Genomic DNA, 18,465 nt, shown 5'->3' with positions numbered 1-18,465 from the left:
AACGGGTCGTTGACGATCTGGGTCTTGGAAACGAGTTCGCCCTCGGCGTTCTTTCGCACGATCACCGACCGGCGGCGGTGCAGGTCGATACCCACATACTCTTTATTCACGGGAACCTTCTTTCGTCGTGAGGGTGTTGCTGTGGAAGGCCCGAGTGTGCCAACACCCGGTCCCTCCCGGCGAGAGAAGGCCCCAACCCTCTTCACAGCCCCAACAGCCATCCGACCCTCCCGACATCGGCGGCGGCTCAGCGCCCCAGCCGAACCATCCCGCAAACAGCGGCGACCCGCTGCTTCATCGCATCACCTCTCTCCCGCCCAAGTAGGGCAGCACCGACCTGATAGAGAAAGAGGGATAATCCGCTCGTGGACAATCGCCCTGGGCGTTACCGTCGGTAGATGTGACTGCAAGAGCCCCCGACGTCGAAGCCCTAGATGCTGCCTGGCGCGTCGCTGGGTCCTATCTGGAGCACTTCTTCTCTGCCACAGCGAAGCAAAAGTCAACGCTGGCCAAGAAGGCTCCGATCTGTGAGCTGCAGACCGTTGCCCTTGACTATCCCGACCCTTTCGTTCGCCGTGCCTGCCTGTTCTTCCTGGACCATTACGCCAACGAATCGTCGACTGAAGTGTTCGTCGAAGCCCTGAGAGACCCGGTCGACTTTGTCCGCAACGCCGCACTGCACTCGGTTGCGTGCGAGACCTGCAGAAAGGAGGAACTCTGCGTCCCGGAGGTCGTCAGTGCAGTCGCCGGGGTTCTCGAGGGTGATCGGAGCGCCGAGCTTCGAACCAAGGCGATCCCGACGTTGCTTCATCTCGCGGGTCGCGACATTCGCGCCTGGGAAGCCATTTTGCGAGCCGCGTCGAACGACCCCGATCACATCGTGCGACTTGCCGCAGCTGACGCTCTTTCAGGTCTCTTCGTCGCTCCCCGCAAGCGGTACGAACGGCGTCAGCGGCGTCACGCACGGTCGGCCAGACGCGCCGGCTTCTGACCGGAGTCAGACCGGTCACGCTTGGATGCATCTCAAGGACGCGCCGCCCCCGAACGCGAGCGCCATAATCCAACTCACCGGAACCGGAGATGTGTGCCGAACGGCACCTACGGCACGGTCCGGTGTCGTTCAGTTGCTGGGGCTGAGAAGGTCCTCCAGGGCTATTCGTCGATAGAACTCGCGACGCACCAGATCAGCAACACGGTTGACCGTTTCGGCACCGTCATCGGCTGGGTCGATGTGCACTCGGAAAGGCCGCTGGCCCTTGGCAGTGTCAACTACCCGGACGATCGCCCGCGCTACGTCAGCTGGATCCGCGTCGGGGGGAGCGAGATCGGCGAGTTTCTTTGCGACTTGATCGAGAAGTCCGCCGTAGAGGGTTTCGTAAGAAGCGGCCACTTCGAGGTCCTCGGCGTGTCCGGCGTGGGCGAAATGATTTGTACCGGATGTGAATGAGCCTGGGACGATTATTGAAGTCTCGACACCGAATCGCGCGAGCTCTGATGCATAGCTGACCGCAAGAGAGTCCTCGGCGGCTTTCGCGGCGAAATACGGGCCGAGGTAGGGCGGAGTTCCACCGCGTGTGCTCGTAGAGCCCACCCACACAACTAGCCCGTCTCGCTGTGCCCGCAAATGTGGGAGCGCTGCCCGATTTAGGCGCTGGGTGGATATGACGTTCGTGTCGTAGACGCTCATGATCTGCTCGGGTGTGAATGCCTCAGTCGGCCCGAGAACCATGTGACCGGCGTTATGTACGATGACGTCGAGGCGTCCGACCTCGGTGATGATGGTCGCGACCGCGGTGTCTACTGATTCTTGGTCCGAGACGTCTAGCTCGACCGTGCGCAGGTCGACCGAGTGGGTTCGGGCATAGGCGGAGGCGTCCTCTGCCGCGGACTTGTTTCGACCGTCGAGATCACGGATCCCCGCATATACGACGTGGCCGGCATCAGCGAGCGCTCGGACGGTCATGGCTCCGAAGCCACTCGAGGCGCCAGTCACGACGATGGTCTTGTTCGGCATGGATGACTCACTTTCTGGAATGCCTCCGGGCTTATGTGCCTATCGTTACGGTCGTCTACTGGTCGGGTTAGATGATGCCGCCGTTCACGTAGAGGACTTGTCCGTTCACCCACCGAGCTGGTCCAGCCAGGAAGGCCACGACCTCAGAAATATCGGTGGGGTGACCCAGTCGTTCCAAGGGCGACATGTGTGTGAGCTCTTCTTTGCGGTCGTCGCTCTCGGCATTGAGCATGAGTGGTGTCGCCGTTGGACCGGGACCGATAGCGTTGACGGTGATGTCGCGTCCGCGAAGTTCGCGCGCGAGGATCATGGTGAGCGCCTCCACTCCGCCTTTGGACGCTGCGTACGCGGAGAATCCCGGGAAAGCGAGTTTCACTACCGACGAGGTGAAATTGATTATTGCCCCTCCAGCGCGGAGTCTCTTTGCCGCCTGCTGATTGACGACGAAGGTGCCTCGCAAGTTGATCCGGATGATCTGGTCGAAACTCCTGAGATCTAGATCGGCCAGCGTCGCGAGCGGCATGATTCCTGCCAGGTGGACGACGACGTCCACGCCGCCAAGATCTGCCTCAGCCTGATCGAAGAGCGAGACGACCTGTGACTCCTCGGCAACGTCAACTTGAATCGCGATCCCTTCGCCACCCGCTTCGTTCACCGCTTTGGCGGTCGTGTCGGCCTCTTCCCGACGTCCGGCGAACCCGACGACGACGGCGAAACCGTCCGAACCCAAGCGGCGACACACCTCCGATCCGATGCCGCCTGAACCGCCAGTGACGACCGCCACTCTTCTGCCTGACGGACTCATGGCTCGCTCCCTTTGTGAGGATGTCCTATCTGATCTAAGTAGTGGCACCAATCAGGGTGTAAGTCCAAAGCCTTTTCAGTAGCCTGCGATAAGGATTGGGCATCGAGGCTGGTCAGCCAGGGAGGGCTCGGTCGAAATGGACCTGGATCTGCGACGAGTCCGGTATTTCGTTGAGGTCGCCGAACGCCTGCATTTCGGTCGGGCAGCGGCTGTGCTTCACATGACCCAGCCAGCGCTCTCCCGGCAAGTTCGCCAGCTCGAAGACGAACTTGGAGTCAAGCTGCTCGACCGGAGCAGCCGCCACGTTGCATTGACCACGGCAGGCAAGAAGCTGGCAGAAGATGGCGCGGAACTGCTCGCCGCCAGCAAAGCAGCCATTCAACGAGCGAGGCGAGGCAACCCTGACGGGCCCAGCCTAACTCTCGGTTTCATGCTCGGAATGGACTTGTCACAAATCTTGAACGAGTTCAGCCGGGTCGAACCCGAAGTCGACATCCAACTCCAGCGACTGCGTTGGTGGAACCACGCCGACGCCGTTCGCGACGGCCGAGTCGATGTCGGCCTCGTGCGCCGTCCGCTCGCTCAAGATGGGCTGATTGTGCAATCGCTTTACAACGAGCCCATCTGCGTAACGTTGCCGGCAACCCACCCACTCGCAGGCGAGGCCTCCGTCAGGATTGCTGACCTAGCCCACGAACCGGTACTCGTTTACGCCGACGCCGATCCAGCGTGGAACGCCTTTTGGACCATCGACCCGCGACCCGACGGTTCACATCCACCCGGTGGGACCGAAGTTCACGACATGGAAGAGATCCTGGCCTACGCCCGCACCGGAAAGGGCGTGGCGTTCCTTCCCAAGCCGATCGTCGAGGGCGTCGTTCCCCGCGATGTAGTCTTTGTGTCCGTCGCCGACGTCCCTGACGGCGAAGTCGTCCTTGCCACCAGTTCCGAGAAAACGCCCCCGTACGTCCCGACCTTTGTGGACGCGGCAAAACGCGCGGTAGGCGGTCGGAGATGAGCAGGGATCGAATAACCCCAAACCCGTCAATATTTGGGCAGTCCTAGTCATATGTGTGGATCTCTCCCAAGATCTCCTCGTCAGGGGTCGGAGCGTGATCTTGGAGTGGGGCCACTGGGCGCGAGTCGAGCCGGATGAGAAACGACGCGGGGCGCGAACTCTGGGCGTGGGAGTCGACCGGTACCGTACCTGAATGTGTCATTGGAGGAGCTGATCGAGGAGCCCAACGCAGGGGGTCTAGCTAGCGCACAGCCTTGCCTAAGACACGGGCGCATTTTGACAGGTAGGCAACATTCTCCGGCTTCCCGACGAGGAGCAGATCCAATTTTCGAGAGTCCCGTTGCCGATGGTTGATCTCTCCGACTTTGTCAGGTCCCGTTGGGGGTGGCTGCCGTGACCTCGATCACCACTCGGCCGCCGGCGCCCGCTTCGACTGCGGCGTGAGCGTCGGCTATCTGGTCGAGGGGGTATCGGGCTGCGATGTAGGAGCGGAGGCTGCCGTCGAGTAAGGCATCGGTGAGGGTGCGGGCTGCGTCGTCTTTGACAATGGCCGGGAAGTCGTCGCTTCCGAGAAGGCGCAGGGTGGAGTCTTTGAAACCGAGCGCCCAGTAAGGAATGGTCGGGTGATCGACTGATGTCGAGTAGGAGCAGATGACTCCGCCTACAGCAAGAACGGCGGCGTCGAGGTCGACGTGGTTGGCGAGGTCGACCTCGGCTATGCGGTGCACACCTTCGGGAGCGACTTCGGCTATTCGGCGGGCGAGGTCCGGGTCTTCGTTGCGGAAAGCGTGGTGGGCACCGAGCTGGATGGCTTGGCTGATTTGACGGTCGTCGACCACGACGGCCACGACTTGGGCACCCGCGCGCCTTGCGAGTTGAGTCGCTATGGAACCGACGCCCCCAGCTGCTCCGTGGATGAGGACGGTGAGACCCTCGACGGACCCGTCAGCAAACACGGCCCGGTGGGCGGTGATGCCAGCGATCCCAAGACAGGAGGCTTGCGCGTCGAGGTCGGCGGAACTGAGCGCCGGGCCGGTTGATACCCGCAGCGGGACGGCGAGGTCAGTAGGCACTACGACGTATTCGGCCGCGGTGCCGAATGGTCGGTATGACTGAGCCCCGTAACACCATACGTGCTCACCGATTCGATCGTGGTCGACTCCGGGGCCGACTGCGTCGATGGTGCCGGCCCCATCGCTGTGTGGGATTACACGAGGGTAAGGCATTGTCGAGCCTTGCCAGCCGGAGCGTTTCTTCACATCGCCGGGGCTGAGTCCGGAGACCGTAATGGCGATGCGGACCTCGCCCAAACCGGGAGCGGGGTCGGCCATCTCCCCCACAACGAGGCTGTGGTAGGGGTCGCCTTGATGCTCATACCAAGCGGCGCGCAAGTCTCACCTCCGGCGATCGGCTGTCAAACGGGGTGTGGCTGAGGCACTTCGGTCCGCACATCGTCAACGTGGCGCTAGCCGCGCCCGGCGATGGCAGTGCGGGCCTCGTCGACGTCGACGAGCTTGCCGTTGAGCCCGCCGTACTGGTGCAGGTCGCCGTACATCTCGATCCGGATGGCGGCCCCGACGCCCCCCGCTTTCATCGGGTCGAATCCCGAGGCCGAGATCAGCCGTTCGATGGCCGTCTGGGCTTGGGGATCGTCGGTGGCGTAAAAGAGGACTGCTCGTCTCGGCGTACGGTTCGCCGCTGCTTTCAGCGAATCGGCGGACAGCGTTCCGAACGCTTTCACAAAATGCGCCTCGGCGGGGAGCAGCTCGGCGATCACCGAGCCCGAGGACACACCCTCGGGCAGCGTTCGATGAAACTCGCCTTTTTCGTCTGCCGTCACGGGGTTTGAGGGGTCGACGACCACCTTGCCAGCTAGGACGCCTTGGTTCTGCGCTATGAGGCTCTTCATCACATCGAACCACACGGCGAAGATGGCGACGTCTGCGGTTTTGACCGCCTCGGGCACTGGTGCGGTCGACGCCAGTTGTCCCAGTTCTTTGGCCAACGCCTCGGGCGGCTGTTGCGCGGCGAGAATTACGCGTTCGCCTCCGGCCACCAGATGCCCCGCGATGGTGCGACCGATGTTGCCTACTCCGATGACCGCTGTGCTCACAGATACGTCTCCTTTCACTCATTGCCTGTGATCAGTCCTGGTGGTTAGGCGGTCGTCGGCAGACCGAGCTTCTTCAGCACCTCATCAGCAGCTGCAGCCGCCGACTTCTGTTGCTGTCCGGTGATGAGGTTTTCGTCGACGACGGCGTGTGGTGTCCAAGGTGGGGCGGCTTCGTAGAGCGCGCCGGCGAGTCGGAGTCGATCCTCGAGCAACCACGGCGCGTTGCCGGCGAAGGTGGCCTGGTTCTCCTCTTCGTTGCTGAACGCGGTCAGTCGTCGCCCCTTCATGAGCCAGGTGCCGTCGGGGAGGTGCGCGGAGAGAAACGCGGCCGGGCCGTGGCATACCGCGGCGAGGATCTTGTTCTTGTCGGCAAGGACGTCGGCGTAGAGGTTGCCGACGGTTGGATGTACCGCGAGGTCTTGCATCGGGCCGTGTCCGCCTACTTGGAACACGACGTCCCAGTCCGCGGCGCGGACGTCCTCCAGTTTGAGCGGCGACCCGAACACCTCGGCCAGCTTGTCGAGATACGCTTGCTGGTCGGATATCTCCTCTTCGGAGTAGTACTGCGGGGAGAGGCTGAGCGGGTCGGGCGTCGGCGTAACCCCGAGGGGGGTCGCGATGGAGACGTCGAGCCCTGCGGCAGTGAACGCGCGGTGCGGGCGAATGAACTCCTCGGCCCAGAACCCAGTGGGATGGGGAAATCCGTTCTTCATTGTCCAGACCTTCGCTCCGGTGAGGACCATTAGCACCTTGGCCATTTTGGGGCTCCTTCGCTTTCCTTCTCTGCGCCGTAACTCAGTGATGCCACGGGTTTCAGTTCCACGACGGACGAGGCGCAACCGGCCGGTTTCGGACCGGCGGGGGGTCGCCTGCGAGAGCGTAAGAGCTACGATTGGGCGGAATCTATGACTAAATCGCCGAAAAACTTTGCAGATCGTCCGGACTGGTGGATCGGCCCACCCGAACCGGTCGATGGCGAGGCGGAGCAGGCCCCCGACGTCCTTTCGGTGCTCCTCAGAGCGGTAAGGCTTCGAGGTGAGGAGCTCTACTGCGTCACCCCGGCGTCTCCGTTCGCCGTCTTGTTCGACCACCCAGGCGGGACCATCCACATGGTCGGAGACGGAGAATTCGAACTAGAGGTCGACGATGAGTCGGAGCCACGCCGCTACCAACGAGGCGACGTGGTCATGTTGCCCGCCGGCCGACGGCACACGATCCGTCAAGGTCGACGAATCGATCCGAGCCCCCTGTCGGTAGGCGACAGCCGGGTCGACGTCGGCACCCACGGAGAGGGGACGCGGTGGATTGCAGGGACGTTCTCATATGACGATTCGCGTGGCGGACTCCTCCACGGTCTGCCCCCGATCGTCGAACTGCGAGGTGCCGGCGACCAGTCCCTACTCTGGCTGGACGTCAGCGCTCAGATGCTGATGAAGGAGAAGCTCGAACCTTCCCAGGGCTCCCGAGAGATGATCGCTCGGATCCTCGACTTGCTGTTTATCCAGGTGTTACGCGCCTGGGCTACCGGGCCTAAAGCGACGCCCGGCTGGTTGACCGGGGCAATGGACCCCGTGGTTGGAGCCGCCGTCACCGCGATCCACTCCAACCCCGGTCACCCCTGGACCATCGAACGCTTGGCAGACAAATCGAACCTGTCCCGCTCTGCGTTCGCGGATCGATTCACCCGACGGGTCGGACAGCCACCGGCGACCTACATCACTCAAGTTCGTCTCGCCAACGCCGCCGACGTTCTCCTCGACACCACCGCCCCGGTTGGTGCCGTCGCCGCGAACATCGGTTACGAATCCGAAGCCGCCTTCAGTCGCGCCTTCAGCAAGCGATACGGCATGCCACCCTCCAAGTGGCGACGCCAAAGCGAACCGAAGCCCGCGTCGTAGACGTTCAGGAAAGAAGCCAACGACCCGGCGCGCCCACCGAATGAAGTGAGCACCTTCACCTACGTCACCACGTCATTTCAGGCCAGCGAAACCGCAGCAACTGCCAGGCCTCAAACCCCCCGTACGGACTTCCGCGACGCAAGGAAGGGCTAAGCGAGCATGGATCTGCAAGGTTCCTATCGGTCGAACTGAGCCACGATCTCGACTGCCCGAAAGGTGTTTATCGGTTCGGGAGCGATCGCGGTAGCCCGAAGTACGGGAGGGCGGTGTTCTCGAAGCGGGTGAGAGCGCCGATCCGGTCGCCGGTGAGGGTGAGAACGTAGAGGCCCACACCGTGGCTGATGCCGTTGGGGCCACGCAGGTAGGCCCCGAACGCGGGCTGACCGTTGGCTCGTGTCGGGACTAGGTCGAATCGTCGACCCGAGTCGAACAGGCCCGCGCAGAAGCGGGCCACGACGGCCCGTCCTTCGTATTCGAAGGGCATCGGCGGCATCGAGATGAAAGCGTCCTCGGTGAGGAGATCAATCAGCGCGTCCATGTCGGCGGACTCCCACGCGAGTTTGAACTTCTCTGCCAGTGCGTCGTCGGCCGGGTCATGGGAGGCTGGACCTGGTTGTCGGTCGTCGGCTGTCGCTAGGTTGTGTTCTAGGGTGGCACGGGCCCTTCTGAGGGCGCTGGTGACCGAACCGGTGCTTGAGTTCAGCATGTCAGCGACCTCGTCGGCGTGGTATCCGAGGACGTCGCGCAGGACCAGGACGGCGACTTGGCGAGGCGGGAGGATTTGTAGGGCGGTCACGAACGCCAAGGAGATGGATTCGCTTTGTTCGTAGCGGGCCTCGGGGCTGAGCGGCAGATCGATCACACCTTCGAGCAGAGCGTCGGGATAGGGCTCGAGCCATGGGACTTCGTTCAACCGAGTCGACTCGGGCGGTTCGACATGGGGCACGTCCCACTCCTTGGCCGGCCGCCGACTGGCTGACCGGCGCGCGTCGAGGCATTTGTTGGTGGCGATCCGGTAGAGCCACGTGCGGAGCGAGGCCAGTTCCTCGAACCCGCCGAGGCCTTGCCAGGCGGCGAGCAGGGTGTCTTGGAGGGCGTCTTCGGCGTCTTGGAAGGATCCGAGCATCCGATAGCAGTGCACATGTAGCTCCCGCCGGTACGGCTCGGTGAGTTGACCGAACGCGTTGCTGTCTCCGGCCCGGGCCCGTGGCATCAGGTCCGCTGTTTCCACTCTCCCTACACCCTTTCCTGGTCGTGTCTGCGCTGCTCCTTGTATAGACGCCGAGACAGGCCCGAATTGGGCGGCCGATTGCCGCGCAATTTCGCGAAGTCTCGGCGTCTGCATTCTTGGCTGGTGACAAAGCCAGCGAAAGGAGATCCGAAAATGGGAAAGATCGTGATGGGCGGTCCGCAGAACGTCACGCTCGATGGAGTCGTCCAGGACCCTGACGGCGCGGAGGGCTTCGGGCTCGGCGGCTGGTTCGTCGAGTTCGGGGGACCGGACCTCGAAGCGTGGAACAAGGTGGCGCTCGACGAGTGGCTGGGCGCCAAGGCCTGGCTGCTTGGTCGGCGGAGTTACGAGTTTTTCGGGGGGCGGTGGCAATCGCGCAGTGGCGAGCTTGCCGACAAGTTGAACAGCATGCCCAAGTATGTCGTGTCCTCCACTCTTGAAGACCCCGACTGGAACAACTCGATGGTCCTAACCGGCGATGTCGTCACTGAGGTGTCCAAGCTGAAGCAGGAGCTGGACGGTGAAATCATCGTCTCGGGCTACCAGCTCGGACGTACCCTCATCGAGCACGGTCTGGTCGATGAGCTGCGAGTGGTCATCTTCCCTGTCGTCCTCGGGGCGGGCGAACGGTTCTTTGATGAGACCGGCATCAAAAAGCCCGTCCGCCTCGTCGATTCCAAGACCGTCGGCGACAACCTCGTCTACCTCACTTATCAGTTCGTGCGGAACGCGTAACCCAAACACAGCGGCCACGGGGAACGATCCCCCGGGGTTCCAACGCCCACGTCGCGCTAGGCACCGATCAACGTTCCCTCGAGACCAGAAAGCTGGAGGTTGTGTATGTCCAAAACACTCGTGTCAGTAATCGACATCCAGGCGCCGACCGTTACGGTCTGGGCCGTTCTAACCGACTTTCCGGCCTATCCGGATTGGAATCCAATAGAGATCGAAATGTACGGCGAGCCTGTAGTGGGGACCCGACTGCAGCACACCAGCAAGCTGCCAGGACGAAAGCCGATGCGGTTCACGCCCACGATCGTCGCCGCCGAACCTGGCCGCGTCCTGGCCTGGGACGGGCGAGTCTTAGTCCCACACCTATTCGATGTGCACCACCGCTTCGAGCTTTCGCCCGCGGCGACGGACGGGACGAGGCTCCGACAGTCCGAGCGATTCAGCGGTCTGCTTGTCCCCTTCCTCACGAAAACGCTGCGTCAAACCCAAGAAGCATTCGAAATCGCGAACCAAGCCATCAAGTCAAGAGCCGAGACCATCGCCAACACGCCTCGACCCTGACCGCGCCCGTTTAGACTCGTTCGAAAGCGGACCTCCATCTACCTTCCGATCCGAAACGACATCGGGGAAGATCTCCCGCCGGAATGAGCCCCGGCGGGTGCGGTCCAATAGCAGTGGAAGGAATATGGACATGCCTGCTCGCATTTCCTGTGTGTGCATTGACGCCGTCGAACCTCGTCGTGTCGCCGACTTCTGGGCCGCTGTACTTGGATGGGACATGGTCGAAGACGGTGACGAGGGCATCAGCCTGGCTTCGCCGGGCAGAGATCTGCCCACGCTTGACATACTCCCCGTGCCGGAGGTCAAGCAGACCAAGAACCGACTGCACCTCGATCTGCGGGCTGACGGAACCAGCTTCGATGCGGAGCTTGACCGGCTCAAGGGCCTCGGCGCCCGGCGCGTCGACGTTGGTCAAAGCTCAGATGTGACCTGGGTAGTCTTCGCCGACCCCGAGGGCAACGAGTTCTGCCTTCTCCGTCGCACCGTGCAGGAAGTGACGGCCTAGCCAGTCTGGCCGCGTTACCGCTGCTCTGTGTGCCATATGTAACTCACCGACTCGCGCGGGAGCACTGTCCCCGAGGCGCCGACCAGCGAGAGCTGCAGAACGCGCGAGCCATAACCCAGGCCCAGCCTCCCGAGGAGCCCCGAACGGCACTTCGGGAGTGTTCAGGCGACGATCCAAAGTCCTCGTCCCCGGTCCACGAGGTCGGTCCTCGATTGTTTCAGCTCCAACAACTCCAAGGCGTGCGTCCCTCTCCACTCTCGCTGACTCGCTCATCTCGGATGTCGCTGGCGCCATGAGGGGGATCGGCTGGGCTCGGACAGGGTGCCAACGGGGGCGCTAGAAAGTGACCTGTGCCAGGCCGGCCTCCTAACGCCATCGCGGACTACGCGTTGATCGGCGACTGCCACACCAGCGCGTTGGTCGGCCGGGACGGCAGCATCGACTGGCTCTGCTTCCCGAGACCCGACTCGCCGGCTGTGTTCTGCCATCTGCTCGACGACCAGCACGGCGGGAACTTCGCTGTTCGTGTCGCCGGGGGCTCAGCGTCGCGCGTCTATGTCCCGCACACGAACGTGTTGCAGACGAGCTGGGCCGGACCGTCCGGCGTGCTCGAGGTCACCGATTGCATGCCGGTCGGAATGTTCGATCCTGGTCACACAACGCGGGTGCGGGCCCGGCGCAGTGTCCTACGTCGGCTGGTGTGCCGATCGGGCACGGTTCTTGCGCAGGTGCGGGTGACCCCGCGGTTCGAATATGGCCTCGTCGTGCCCCGGTTGCGAACTCTCAGCCCGCTCGTTGCGGACTTCGTGGGCGGCGGATCTTCACTACGGGTCCGCGCCACCCACCCGCTTGAGCGTCGCGACGCCTCGACGCTTCGGAGGGGTGATGTGCTGGCGGCCGATTGGGAGATGGAGGCGGGACAGACCGCCTGGATCGAGGCGACCTGGGCACCGGCTCATCTGGCGCCCGAGGATCTTCCAGAACCCGATCCGGTCGGCTGGGAACGGTTGCTCGACGAGACGGTTTCCTTCTGGACCTCGTGGGCGGCCAGCATCCGCTACGACGGCGACCATCGCGAGGAAGTCGTCCGGTCCGCTCTGATTCTCAAGGCGTTGACGTACGCGCCCACAGGCGCCGTGCTGGCAGCGGCCACTACCAGCCTTCCCGAGGAGATTGGCGGGGATCGCAACTGGGACTACCGGTTCACGTGGATTCGCGACGCGACGCTGACACTGACGAGTTTGTTCATCCTCGGCCTGTTCGCCGAGGCGAGCGCATTCAAGCAGTGGATCGAGCGGACCGGGGCCGGGCGCCCCCAGGACCTCCAAATCATGTATGGGGTAGAAGGCGAGCGCATGCTGCCCGAGATCGAGTTGGACCACCTAGCGGGCTACCGGAACAGCCGCCCGGTCCGCATCGGCAACGGTGCCGTGAAGCAGCTGCAGCTCGACAGCTTCGGCCAGATGCTCGAAGCCGCGTTCTTGTTCGCCAAGGCCGGCCAACCCATCACGGCGGACAACTGGAGGTATCTGTCCGGGTTGGCTGACATTTGCTGTGACCGCTGGCGCCAGCCCGACCAGGGCATCTGGGAGATGCGCGACACCCCGCGCCACTTCCTGCACTCGAAAGCCAACTGCTGGCTGGCCCTCCACCGGGCCGTGCAACTGGCCGAGATGCTCGGCTACGCGCCCAGCCCTCACTGGCCGGCCGAGCGCGACGCCGTTGGCCGCTACCTCCTCGACGCCGCCGCCGACGGATGGTTCCCCCAGGCGGCGGGAGGCGCTGACGCCGACGCCGCCTGCCTGCTCATACCTGCCCTCGGGTTCGTGCCGGCCAGCCACCCTGCGGTTGTCGCCACGGTCGACGCCGTCCGCAACCAGTTGGCCGGCCCCCACGGGCTGATCCACCGGTATCGCACCGAAAGCGGACCCGGGGACGGAATCCAGGGCCACGAGGGGGCGTTCCTCCTGTGCAGCTTCTGGCTTGTTGACGTGCTCGCTCACACGGGCAAGCTGGACGAGGCGGAGTCGTTGCTCGAGAATCTGGTGAGCCTCTCCAACGACGTGGGCCTCTACGCCGAGGAGGTCGACCCGGACACACGCGCGCACCTCGGGAACTTTCCGCAGGCGTTCACCCACATGGCGCTGGTCACCTCGTGCGCCTACCTCTCAGCGGCCCGGCGCGGGCACCTGCCAGACGACAGTGAGAGTCACGACTTCGCCGAACTCGCACTCAACCGACTGCTCGAACGTAACGCGTCGCCAGGCATTCAACGACCGTCGCCGCGAGCGACGTCGGCGGATCCCTGAACAAGCGTGGCCCCGGCCATCTCCTCGCTCAGCGCAGCACCTCGTCCCCTGGTCAACAAGGACGTGCACCGCCGCCATCCAACCCGACGCGCCACCACAATGGCGCCCACCACCGGCGGGTTCCAAGCACAACAGGTGCGCGGTGCGAGTGCGCGTTAGGCGAAGCACCGACACAGAAGCAGAATGTGCGATCAAGAACCCGACCGCGGCGACAACAAGCGGAGCACCGAACGGCACCTCGGGCGTGTCCCACTGCTCGGGGATCGGTAGCAGTCGAGCCCATAGATTCGGGGTATTTGTTCAACCACTACCTAGGCGTGGTCACACGCTGGCGGACCGTCAGGTCGCAACCTCTTCGCCACCCCACGCACTCGTTTGTTAGGTTTCCACGTGCTCTCCGTTCCGGCGTCGTCCTCGGATCTTTACCCAGAGTGGTTCTCGGAGGCACTGGGTTGCGAGGTTACGGGTGTCGAGGTGCTCGACGAGGCGTCTGCCACCAACCACCGGCTCCGTCTGAGGCTCTCCTTCCTCGTTCCCGGGGCAGGGCCCCCGTCGGTCTTTGTAAAACTGCCTCCGCTGGACCCAGGCCACCGACAGATGATCGGCGCGAACAGCATGGGCGAGCGGGAGGTTCAGTTCTATACGGACGTGGCTCCGTCGACAGAGCTGCGGGTTCCCCGGGCTCATGTCGCAGTCACGGCCGACAACGGGGACTATGTTCTAGTCCTCGAGGACCTGGCCGCTGGTGGCTGCCAGTTCTCCGACGGTGGCTGGGGCGTTGAAGCCGACGCGGCCGCCGGGGCGCTCGAGGGTCTGGCGACCTTCCACGCCCGGTTCGGGAATCCCGCCGTCCGTGACATGGTGGCGCCCTGGTTGGCCGTGCCCCGCCAGGGTTGGGGGGACATGGTCGTCGAGTTGCTACGAATGGTTCTTGACGAGCAGAGCGACATGCTGACTTCCGCGTACATCGCCGCCGGGAATATGTACGCCGATCACTGGCAGCACTTCGACAGGGTATGGGAGGCCGGGCCGCAGACCTACATCCACGGGGACCCCCACATAGGTAACGTCTTCCTTGACGCAGGCGAGGTGGGATTCCACGACTGGGGTCTATCGCGCGTTGGCACACCGCTTCGCGACGTCAGCTACTTCCTGACGATGACAGTCGACCCGGAGGAGCGCCGACGGAATGAAAGAGACCTGCTCCGGCTCTACCTGGGGACCCTCCGTGCCGCAGGGGGACCGAATATCAACTTTGACGACGCATGGTTCGCGCACCGGGTTCAGACCGGCTACACCGTGCTAGCAACCTTCCTGGTGTTCATGCCCGGCTATGCCGGCCCTGAGGCGCAAGTGCTTGGAGGTGACCTGCGGCGAAGAGCGGAGCTCGCGCTCGAGGACCTCGACGTGGTGGACGCGATGAAGATGACTCTGAGCTAGGTAATCACCCCACCGGTGAGCGCTCCGAACCGCTGGTTGGTCAGATCGACGGACCGCCGAGCGTGAAGGATGTCTCCAGCCGCGCCAACCAGAAGTCCTTCACACCGGAACGCCTCGACCTGTTCCTCATCGCCGAAGAGGCCACCGAAACGCTCCTGTCCTTCGCAGAACAACATGGCGTGACCATCAAACCGCCGCTGAGAGCGCCCCCACCGCCGGCTCAGAGACCCTCCTGCTACAGCTCACCACGAATCTCGTTCACAACGCCATCGTCCACAATCTGCCCAAACAACGCACCGTGCCGATAACGACGGGAGTCAGTTCCGAGTCGGTGGTGCTGACAGTGGAAAATACCGGGGAGACGCTCACCCCCCCAGCTGGTTTCCACGCCGGTCGAGCCGTTCCAACGCGGCACCGAACGCATACGCAGCGACTACGCAGGCGTCGGCCTCAGTCTGGCCATCGTCAATAGCATCACCCGCGCCCACGACGGAACCCTCATCCTCACCCCCCGCACCGGCGCCGCGTGCTGCCTTCGCCGTGCGTATCCTGCGTGTCCGTGGCGGCCAACGCAACGGAAGCGATTTTTCGCACCCACGAGTGGTTCGAACGCAACAGCGGCTGGGCCCCACCAGATGTCGACACCCTGGCGGATTGGGTTTCCAATGGCGTCTGCCGCTGCCCAGACGAGTGCCTGGTCGCCCCCGCCGATTACTGCCCGCACGGGTTGGCTTCGTGGTGGTTGGTGCTGCGGACCTTGGACCGGCCCGACAGTACCGCTCCGTTGCCCCCGGTTCGCTTGGTCCCACGTCCGGACCGCTTGGACCCGAAACGAGGCGATGAGTACCTAGCCGTGATGGACGCCCATCACCGCGCCCTGCTCGACGGCGACGCTGGTTATCTCGATCCAACCTCCGGTCTGTTCGTGCAGACAGCTCGCGCCTTGTGGGATCGGGGCGCCTGTTGCGAACAGGGTTGCCGGCACTGCCCGTTCGGCGACCGGTAACGAATCAGAGCCGCGCACGCTCACCAGCGACGCTCAGGTGCGCAGAACGGCCGAGCCATATTCCCGTCTCCGCTGATCTCAAGCAAGGGCAGCTCGGGCATTTCGCGTTGGCGGTCGCTGAGGGTGAAACCCGGGTCTCGGTCAGAGCGGGCTGGGCTTGATTCCTGCCAGCTCCGCCATGGCGGGGCCGAAGGTGGACTCTAACCATCCGGCCGGGTCGCCGGTCATGGCCCCAGTGAAGAGAGTTGAGACGCCGACGCTTGCCAGTTCCTGCGCCCCGCGTAGCACCTCCGCCACGCTCGCGCCGGAAGGAATGTCGCGGTACATGGCAGTGACTTCGATCTCATTAGGGTCCCGGCCGATATCGTCGCAATGGGGCCGCAGGACCCCGACTTTGTGGGCTATCTCCTGGGGGCCCCCGATGATGTTGCAGATGTCGGCATATTTGGCGACCAGGCGGAGCGTCTTCCGCTCCCCGCTACCACCGATCAAGATACGCGGGCGCGGGGGTGCTTATCGGCTCCGGTCGGCACAATGTCTCCGCCAGCCGGTAATGCCGTCCTTCGTAGATGCCGTCGTCGTCGCCCCACATCTGCAAACAAATCTGGATCGCTTCCTCCAACCGCTCGAATCGTTCCGCTGTAGGGGGGAACGGGACTCCCAGGCCTCGATGTTCGCGCTCATACCAGGCGGCTCCGATCCCCAGCTCGGCCCGGCCCCCAGATAGAACATCGAGGGTGGTCACGCACTTGGCCAGCAACCCAGGATGACGGTAGGTGACACCGGTCACCAAAAGCCGCAGCCTCAGACGTTCGGTCACCCCGGTGGTTCGTGGCAGTCGTCCTGCGGTTACCGGCGCGTTGACTAGGGATCCTCGTAAGCAGAGTGATCGTCGCCCCTCTTTTGTGTCCTAGATCTCGATTTCGGGGTAGAGGGGAAAGCAACTGAGAAGATCGGCCGAACGTCGTCGTCCGAGTTCCGCGACGGTGTCAGTGAGGGAGTAGTGCGCCTTGGAGGTCCCGGTCGGGATTGATCCTGGGGTCGTGGCGGACAGGGTTGTGGTGATGATGTCGGCGATCTCGTCCATTTCGTTGCTCCCGAGCCCGAGGGTCGTGAGAGCCGGCGTGCCGAGGCGGATACCAGAGGTGTACCAGGCTCCGTTTGGGTCCGCAGGGATGGAGTTGCGGTTGGTTACCACGCCGGCGTCGAGCAGCGCGGATTCTGCCTGGCGGCCGGTCAACCCGTAAGAGCCGGCTACATCGATGACCACGAGGTGGTTGTCGGTCCCGCCGGTCAGGAGTCGAGCTCCGCGCCGGACCAATGCTTCGGCTAGTGCACGGGCGTTGTCGACGATCTTGTGGGCGTAAGCGCCGAACTCTGGTCGGCGGGCTTCTGCGAGGGCTACCGCCTTGGCGGCCATGACGTGCCCCAATGGTCCGCCGAGCACCATCGGGCACCCTCTCTCGACATACTCTGCGTAGTCGGACCGGCAGAGCACGAGGCCGCCTCTGGGCCCGCGAAGGGACTTGTGTGTGGTCGTTGTCACGACCTCTGCGTGGTGTACCGGGTCGAAGTCTCCGGTGAACACCTTGCCGGCCACGAGGCCCGCGAAGTGCGCCATGTCGACCATGAAGACGGCGTCGACGTCGGCGGCGATCTGGGCGAGCCGAGCGAAGTCGATCCGCCGCGGGTATGCCGAGTAGCCGGCAACCAGGATGAGCGGTCGGCGCTCTTTAGCGATACGGGCGATGCCGTCGTAGTCCAACAGCCCAGTGACAGGATCGACCCCGTAGCTGGATTGGTCGAACATTTTGCCGGAGATGTTTGGCCGGAACCCGTGAGTGAGATGGCCGCCCGAGTCCAACGACATCCCGAGCATGCGCTGATCTCCGAGCTGTCTGCGCAAACTTCTCCAGTCCTGCGCGCTCAGATCATTGACATGGGCGACGCCGGCCTGATCGAGAAAGGGCTGCTCGACGTGCCGGGCCAAGATGGCCCAGTAGGCGACCAGGTTGGCGTCGATACCCGAGTGCGGCTGTACATACGCGAAGTCAGCCCCGAACAGTTTCCTGGCGTGCTCGGCGGCCAGCGTCTCCACCCGGTCCACGACCTCGCAACCGGCGTACATTCGCCGGCCCGGTACGCCCTCGGCGTACTTGTCCGACAGCCAGTTACCCATCGCAAGCACGACAGCCGGCGACGCATAGTTCTCCGACGCGATCAGCTTGAGTTGTCGCCGCTGAGCGCCCAGTTCATCGGCAATCGCCGCGGACACCCGAGGCTCGCTCGATGCGATGATCTCGAGGGCCGAGCGATAGGCGACAGTGGATCCCGACTCTGGCATGGATACCTCCTGGGCAAGAAGATCGTTTCGCCCAGGCGCCCGGCTCGACTGTCGGCCCAACAGGCTCGGCAGGGATCGCTCCCCGGTGGTGCTCCGCCCGAACGCGCCAGTCGCGACCCAAATGCAAGGTTACCTCGCGAAGTTCCCTCGCGTCCGCAGTGTCCCGAACGCGCCACACTGGGCCGACGCAGAAATGCGCGCTCGATATTTCCTCGGGCAACTTGTCCGCAGGGACGCAGAATGGCACTTCGAACGTGTTCTATCTACACCGGGGTCAGGGACGCTTACGCAACCTCGAAGCTCCCGCATTACGAGACGTGGCTTGCGGCTCAGGGCCAGCAGCGCGACCACGTTCATGGGTGTTCGCGTCATCTTTGTTGCGATTGCTGCAGGCAGGAGTGGGCTGTGGGTGGCGGGCCCGCCCTCGGGGGGCGGCAGGCTGGGAGGCGGTGTCGTGGTCGATGGCGCTGATGAGCGCCTCGATTGGGG

General features: G+C 63.7%; 19 protein-coding genes. 9 read left to right on the top strand and 10 right to left on the bottom strand.

The annotated features are described in order from the left end of the window. The first annotated feature begins 400 nt into the window (after nucleotides 1-400). Complete coding sequence (locus VFZ97_15780) at nucleotides 401-991, top strand: hypothetical protein (GenBank protein HEX6394894.1); 591 nt, start codon at nucleotides 401-403, stop codon at nucleotides 989-991. A 129-nt stretch (nucleotides 992-1,120) separates the two neighbouring features. Here VFZ97_15780 and VFZ97_15775 read toward each other — a convergent pair whose 3' ends face one another. Together VFZ97_15775 and VFZ97_15770 are read right to left on the bottom strand one after the other, a co-directional pair. After that, the gene (locus tag VFZ97_15775) at nucleotides 1,121-2,014 is read right to left on the bottom strand and encodes an SDR family oxidoreductase (GenBank protein ID HEX6394893.1); all 894 of its coding nucleotides are present in this window, start codon (nucleotides 2,012-2,014) and stop codon (nucleotides 1,121-1,123) included. Nucleotides 2,015-2,081: 67 nt separating this feature from the next. Further along, on the bottom strand, nucleotides 2,082-2,819 hold the full coding sequence (locus VFZ97_15770; protein HEX6394892.1) for an SDR family oxidoreductase: 738 nt from the start codon (nucleotides 2,817-2,819) through the stop codon (nucleotides 2,082-2,084). 136 nt (nucleotides 2,820-2,955) lie between these two features. On the opposite strand from VFZ97_15770, the gene VFZ97_15765 reads away from it, so the two are divergent. Next, the gene (locus VFZ97_15765) at nucleotides 2,956-3,837 is read left to right on the top strand and encodes a LysR family transcriptional regulator (GenBank protein HEX6394891.1); all 882 of its coding nucleotides are present in this window, start codon (nucleotides 2,956-2,958) and stop codon (nucleotides 3,835-3,837) included. A 368-nt stretch (nucleotides 3,838-4,205) separates the two neighbouring features. On the opposite strand, the gene VFZ97_15760 is transcribed toward VFZ97_15765, so the two are convergent. The 3 genes from VFZ97_15760 to VFZ97_15750 form a co-directional block, all read right to left on the bottom strand. Further along, on the bottom strand, nucleotides 4,206-5,228 hold the full coding sequence (locus VFZ97_15760; GenBank protein HEX6394890.1) for an NADPH:quinone reductase: 1,023 nt from the start codon (nucleotides 5,226-5,228) through the stop codon (nucleotides 4,206-4,208). A 74-nt stretch (nucleotides 5,229-5,302) separates the two neighbouring features. Then, nucleotides 5,303-5,950: an NAD(P)-binding domain-containing protein gene (locus VFZ97_15755; protein HEX6394889.1), complete on the bottom strand. Its 648-nt coding sequence runs from the start codon at nucleotides 5,948-5,950 to the stop codon at nucleotides 5,303-5,305. 44 nt (nucleotides 5,951-5,994) lie between these two features. After that, on the bottom strand, nucleotides 5,995-6,708 hold the full coding sequence (locus tag VFZ97_15750) for a type 1 glutamine amidotransferase domain-containing protein (GenBank protein HEX6394888.1): 714 nt from the start codon (nucleotides 6,706-6,708) through the stop codon (nucleotides 5,995-5,997). 147 nt (nucleotides 6,709-6,855) lie between these two features. On the opposite strand from VFZ97_15750, the gene VFZ97_15745 reads away from it, so the two are divergent. Next, nucleotides 6,856-7,848 (top strand): AraC family transcriptional regulator, encoded by a 993-nt coding sequence (locus VFZ97_15745; GenBank protein ID HEX6394887.1) that lies wholly within the window; start codon nucleotides 6,856-6,858, stop codon nucleotides 7,846-7,848. A gap of 220 nt (nucleotides 7,849-8,068) precedes the next feature. On the opposite strand, the gene VFZ97_15740 is transcribed toward VFZ97_15745, so the two are convergent. Further along, complete coding sequence (locus VFZ97_15740; protein ID HEX6394886.1) at nucleotides 8,069-9,079, bottom strand: sigma-70 family RNA polymerase sigma factor; 1,011 nt, start codon at nucleotides 9,077-9,079, stop codon at nucleotides 8,069-8,071. Nucleotides 9,080-9,232: 153 nt separating this feature from the next. On the opposite strand from VFZ97_15740, the gene VFZ97_15735 reads away from it, so the two are divergent. The 5 genes from VFZ97_15735 (at nucleotide 9,233) to VFZ97_15715 (ending at nucleotide 14,626) form a co-directional block, all read left to right on the top strand. Next, a complete protein-coding gene (locus tag VFZ97_15735) occupies nucleotides 9,233-9,814 on the top strand; it encodes a dihydrofolate reductase family protein (GenBank protein ID HEX6394885.1) in 582 nt (193 codons plus the stop codon). Between the two features lie 105 nt (nucleotides 9,815-9,919). Beyond that, nucleotides 9,920-10,372, top strand: coding sequence for an SRPBCC domain-containing protein (locus VFZ97_15730; protein HEX6394884.1), 453 nt, complete (start codon nucleotides 9,920-9,922; stop codon nucleotides 10,370-10,372). Between the two features lie 130 nt (nucleotides 10,373-10,502). Further along, nucleotides 10,503-10,877 carry a VOC family protein gene (locus tag VFZ97_15725; GenBank protein ID HEX6394883.1) on the top strand — a complete coding sequence of 125 codons (375 nt, stop codon included), beginning with the start codon at nucleotides 10,503-10,505 and terminating at the stop codon, nucleotides 10,875-10,877. Nucleotides 10,878-11,227: 350 nt separating this feature from the next. Beyond that, complete coding sequence (locus VFZ97_15720; GenBank protein HEX6394882.1) at nucleotides 11,228-13,186, top strand: glycoside hydrolase family 15 protein; 1,959 nt, start codon at nucleotides 11,228-11,230, stop codon at nucleotides 13,184-13,186. A 390-nt stretch (nucleotides 13,187-13,576) separates the two neighbouring features. Then, on the top strand, nucleotides 13,577-14,626 hold the full coding sequence (locus tag VFZ97_15715) for a phosphotransferase (protein ID HEX6394881.1): 1,050 nt from the start codon (nucleotides 13,577-13,579) through the stop codon (nucleotides 14,624-14,626). Here VFZ97_15715 and VFZ97_15710 read toward each other — a convergent pair. Further along, nucleotides 14,623-14,802: a hypothetical protein gene (locus VFZ97_15710; protein ID HEX6394880.1), complete on the bottom strand. Its 180-nt coding sequence runs from the start codon at nucleotides 14,800-14,802 to the stop codon at nucleotides 14,623-14,625. The two genes, VFZ97_15715 and VFZ97_15710, sit on opposite strands and share 4 nt — an antisense overlap. A 383-nt stretch (nucleotides 14,803-15,185) precedes the next feature. On the opposite strand from VFZ97_15710, the gene VFZ97_15705 reads away from it, so the two are divergent. After that, nucleotides 15,186-15,632, top strand: a complete 447-nt coding sequence (locus VFZ97_15705; protein ID HEX6394879.1) for a DUF5522 domain-containing protein — start codon at nucleotides 15,186-15,188, stop codon at nucleotides 15,630-15,632. Between the two features lie 141 nt (nucleotides 15,633-15,773). On the opposite strand, the gene VFZ97_15700 is transcribed toward VFZ97_15705, so the two are convergent. From VFZ97_15700 to VFZ97_15690, 3 genes are all read right to left on the bottom strand, one after another. Further along, a complete protein-coding gene (locus VFZ97_15700) occupies nucleotides 15,774-16,124 on the bottom strand; it encodes a hypothetical protein (protein HEX6394878.1) in 351 nt (116 codons plus the stop codon). Continuing rightward, entirely contained in the window at nucleotides 16,111-16,452 is a 342-nt protein-coding gene (locus VFZ97_15695) for an LLM class flavin-dependent oxidoreductase (GenBank protein ID HEX6394877.1), read from the bottom strand. The genes VFZ97_15700 and VFZ97_15695 overlap by 14 nt, the downstream gene beginning before the upstream one ends. A 90-nt stretch (nucleotides 16,453-16,542) precedes the next feature. Beyond that, nucleotides 16,543-17,976: a glycine hydroxymethyltransferase gene (locus VFZ97_15690; protein ID HEX6394876.1), complete on the bottom strand. Its 1,434-nt coding sequence runs from the start codon at nucleotides 17,974-17,976 to the stop codon at nucleotides 16,543-16,545. Nucleotides 17,977-18,465 lie beyond the last annotated feature (489 nt).

It is taken from the genome of Acidimicrobiales bacterium (assembly GCA_036378675.1).
In the GTDB taxonomy this organism is placed as follows: Bacteria; Actinomycetota; Acidimicrobiia; order Acidimicrobiales; family Palsa-688; genus DASUWA01.
The sequence above is the reverse complement of the archived record's forward strand: the minus strand, read 5'-3'. Positions and strand labels throughout refer to the sequence as shown.

Excerpts from the sequence above, each read along its gene's own strand:
- VFZ97_15775 (HEX6394893.1), bottom strand. The coding sequence starts at position 2,014 with ATGCCGAACAAGACCATCGTCGTGACTGGCGCCTCGAGTGGCTTCGGA.
- VFZ97_15770 (HEX6394892.1), bottom strand. The coding sequence starts at position 2,819 with ATGAGTCCGTCAGGCAGAAGAGTGGCGGTCGTCACTGGCGGTTCAGGC.
- VFZ97_15765 (HEX6394891.1), top strand. The coding sequence starts at position 2,956 with ATGGACCTGGATCTGCGACGAGTCCGGTATTTCGTTGAGGTCGCCGAA.
- VFZ97_15750 (HEX6394888.1), bottom strand. The coding sequence starts at position 6,708 with ATGGCCAAGGTGCTAATGGTCCTCACCGGAGCGAAGGTCTGGACAATG.
- VFZ97_15745 (HEX6394887.1), top strand. The coding sequence starts at position 6,856 with ATGACTAAATCGCCGAAAAACTTTGCAGATCGTCCGGACTGGTGGATC.
- VFZ97_15735 (HEX6394885.1), top strand. The coding sequence starts at position 9,233 with ATGGGAAAGATCGTGATGGGCGGTCCGCAGAACGTCACGCTCGATGGA.
- VFZ97_15730 (HEX6394884.1), top strand. The coding sequence starts at position 9,920 with ATGTCCAAAACACTCGTGTCAGTAATCGACATCCAGGCGCCGACCGTT.
- VFZ97_15725 (HEX6394883.1), top strand. The coding sequence starts at position 10,503 with ATGCCTGCTCGCATTTCCTGTGTGTGCATTGACGCCGTCGAACCTCGT.
- VFZ97_15710 (HEX6394880.1), bottom strand. The coding sequence starts at position 14,802 with ATGTTGTTCTGCGAAGGACAGGAGCGTTTCGGTGGCCTCTTCGGCGAT.
- VFZ97_15690 (HEX6394876.1), bottom strand. The coding sequence starts at position 17,976 with ATGCCAGAGTCGGGATCCACTGTCGCCTATCGCTCGGCCCTCGAGATC.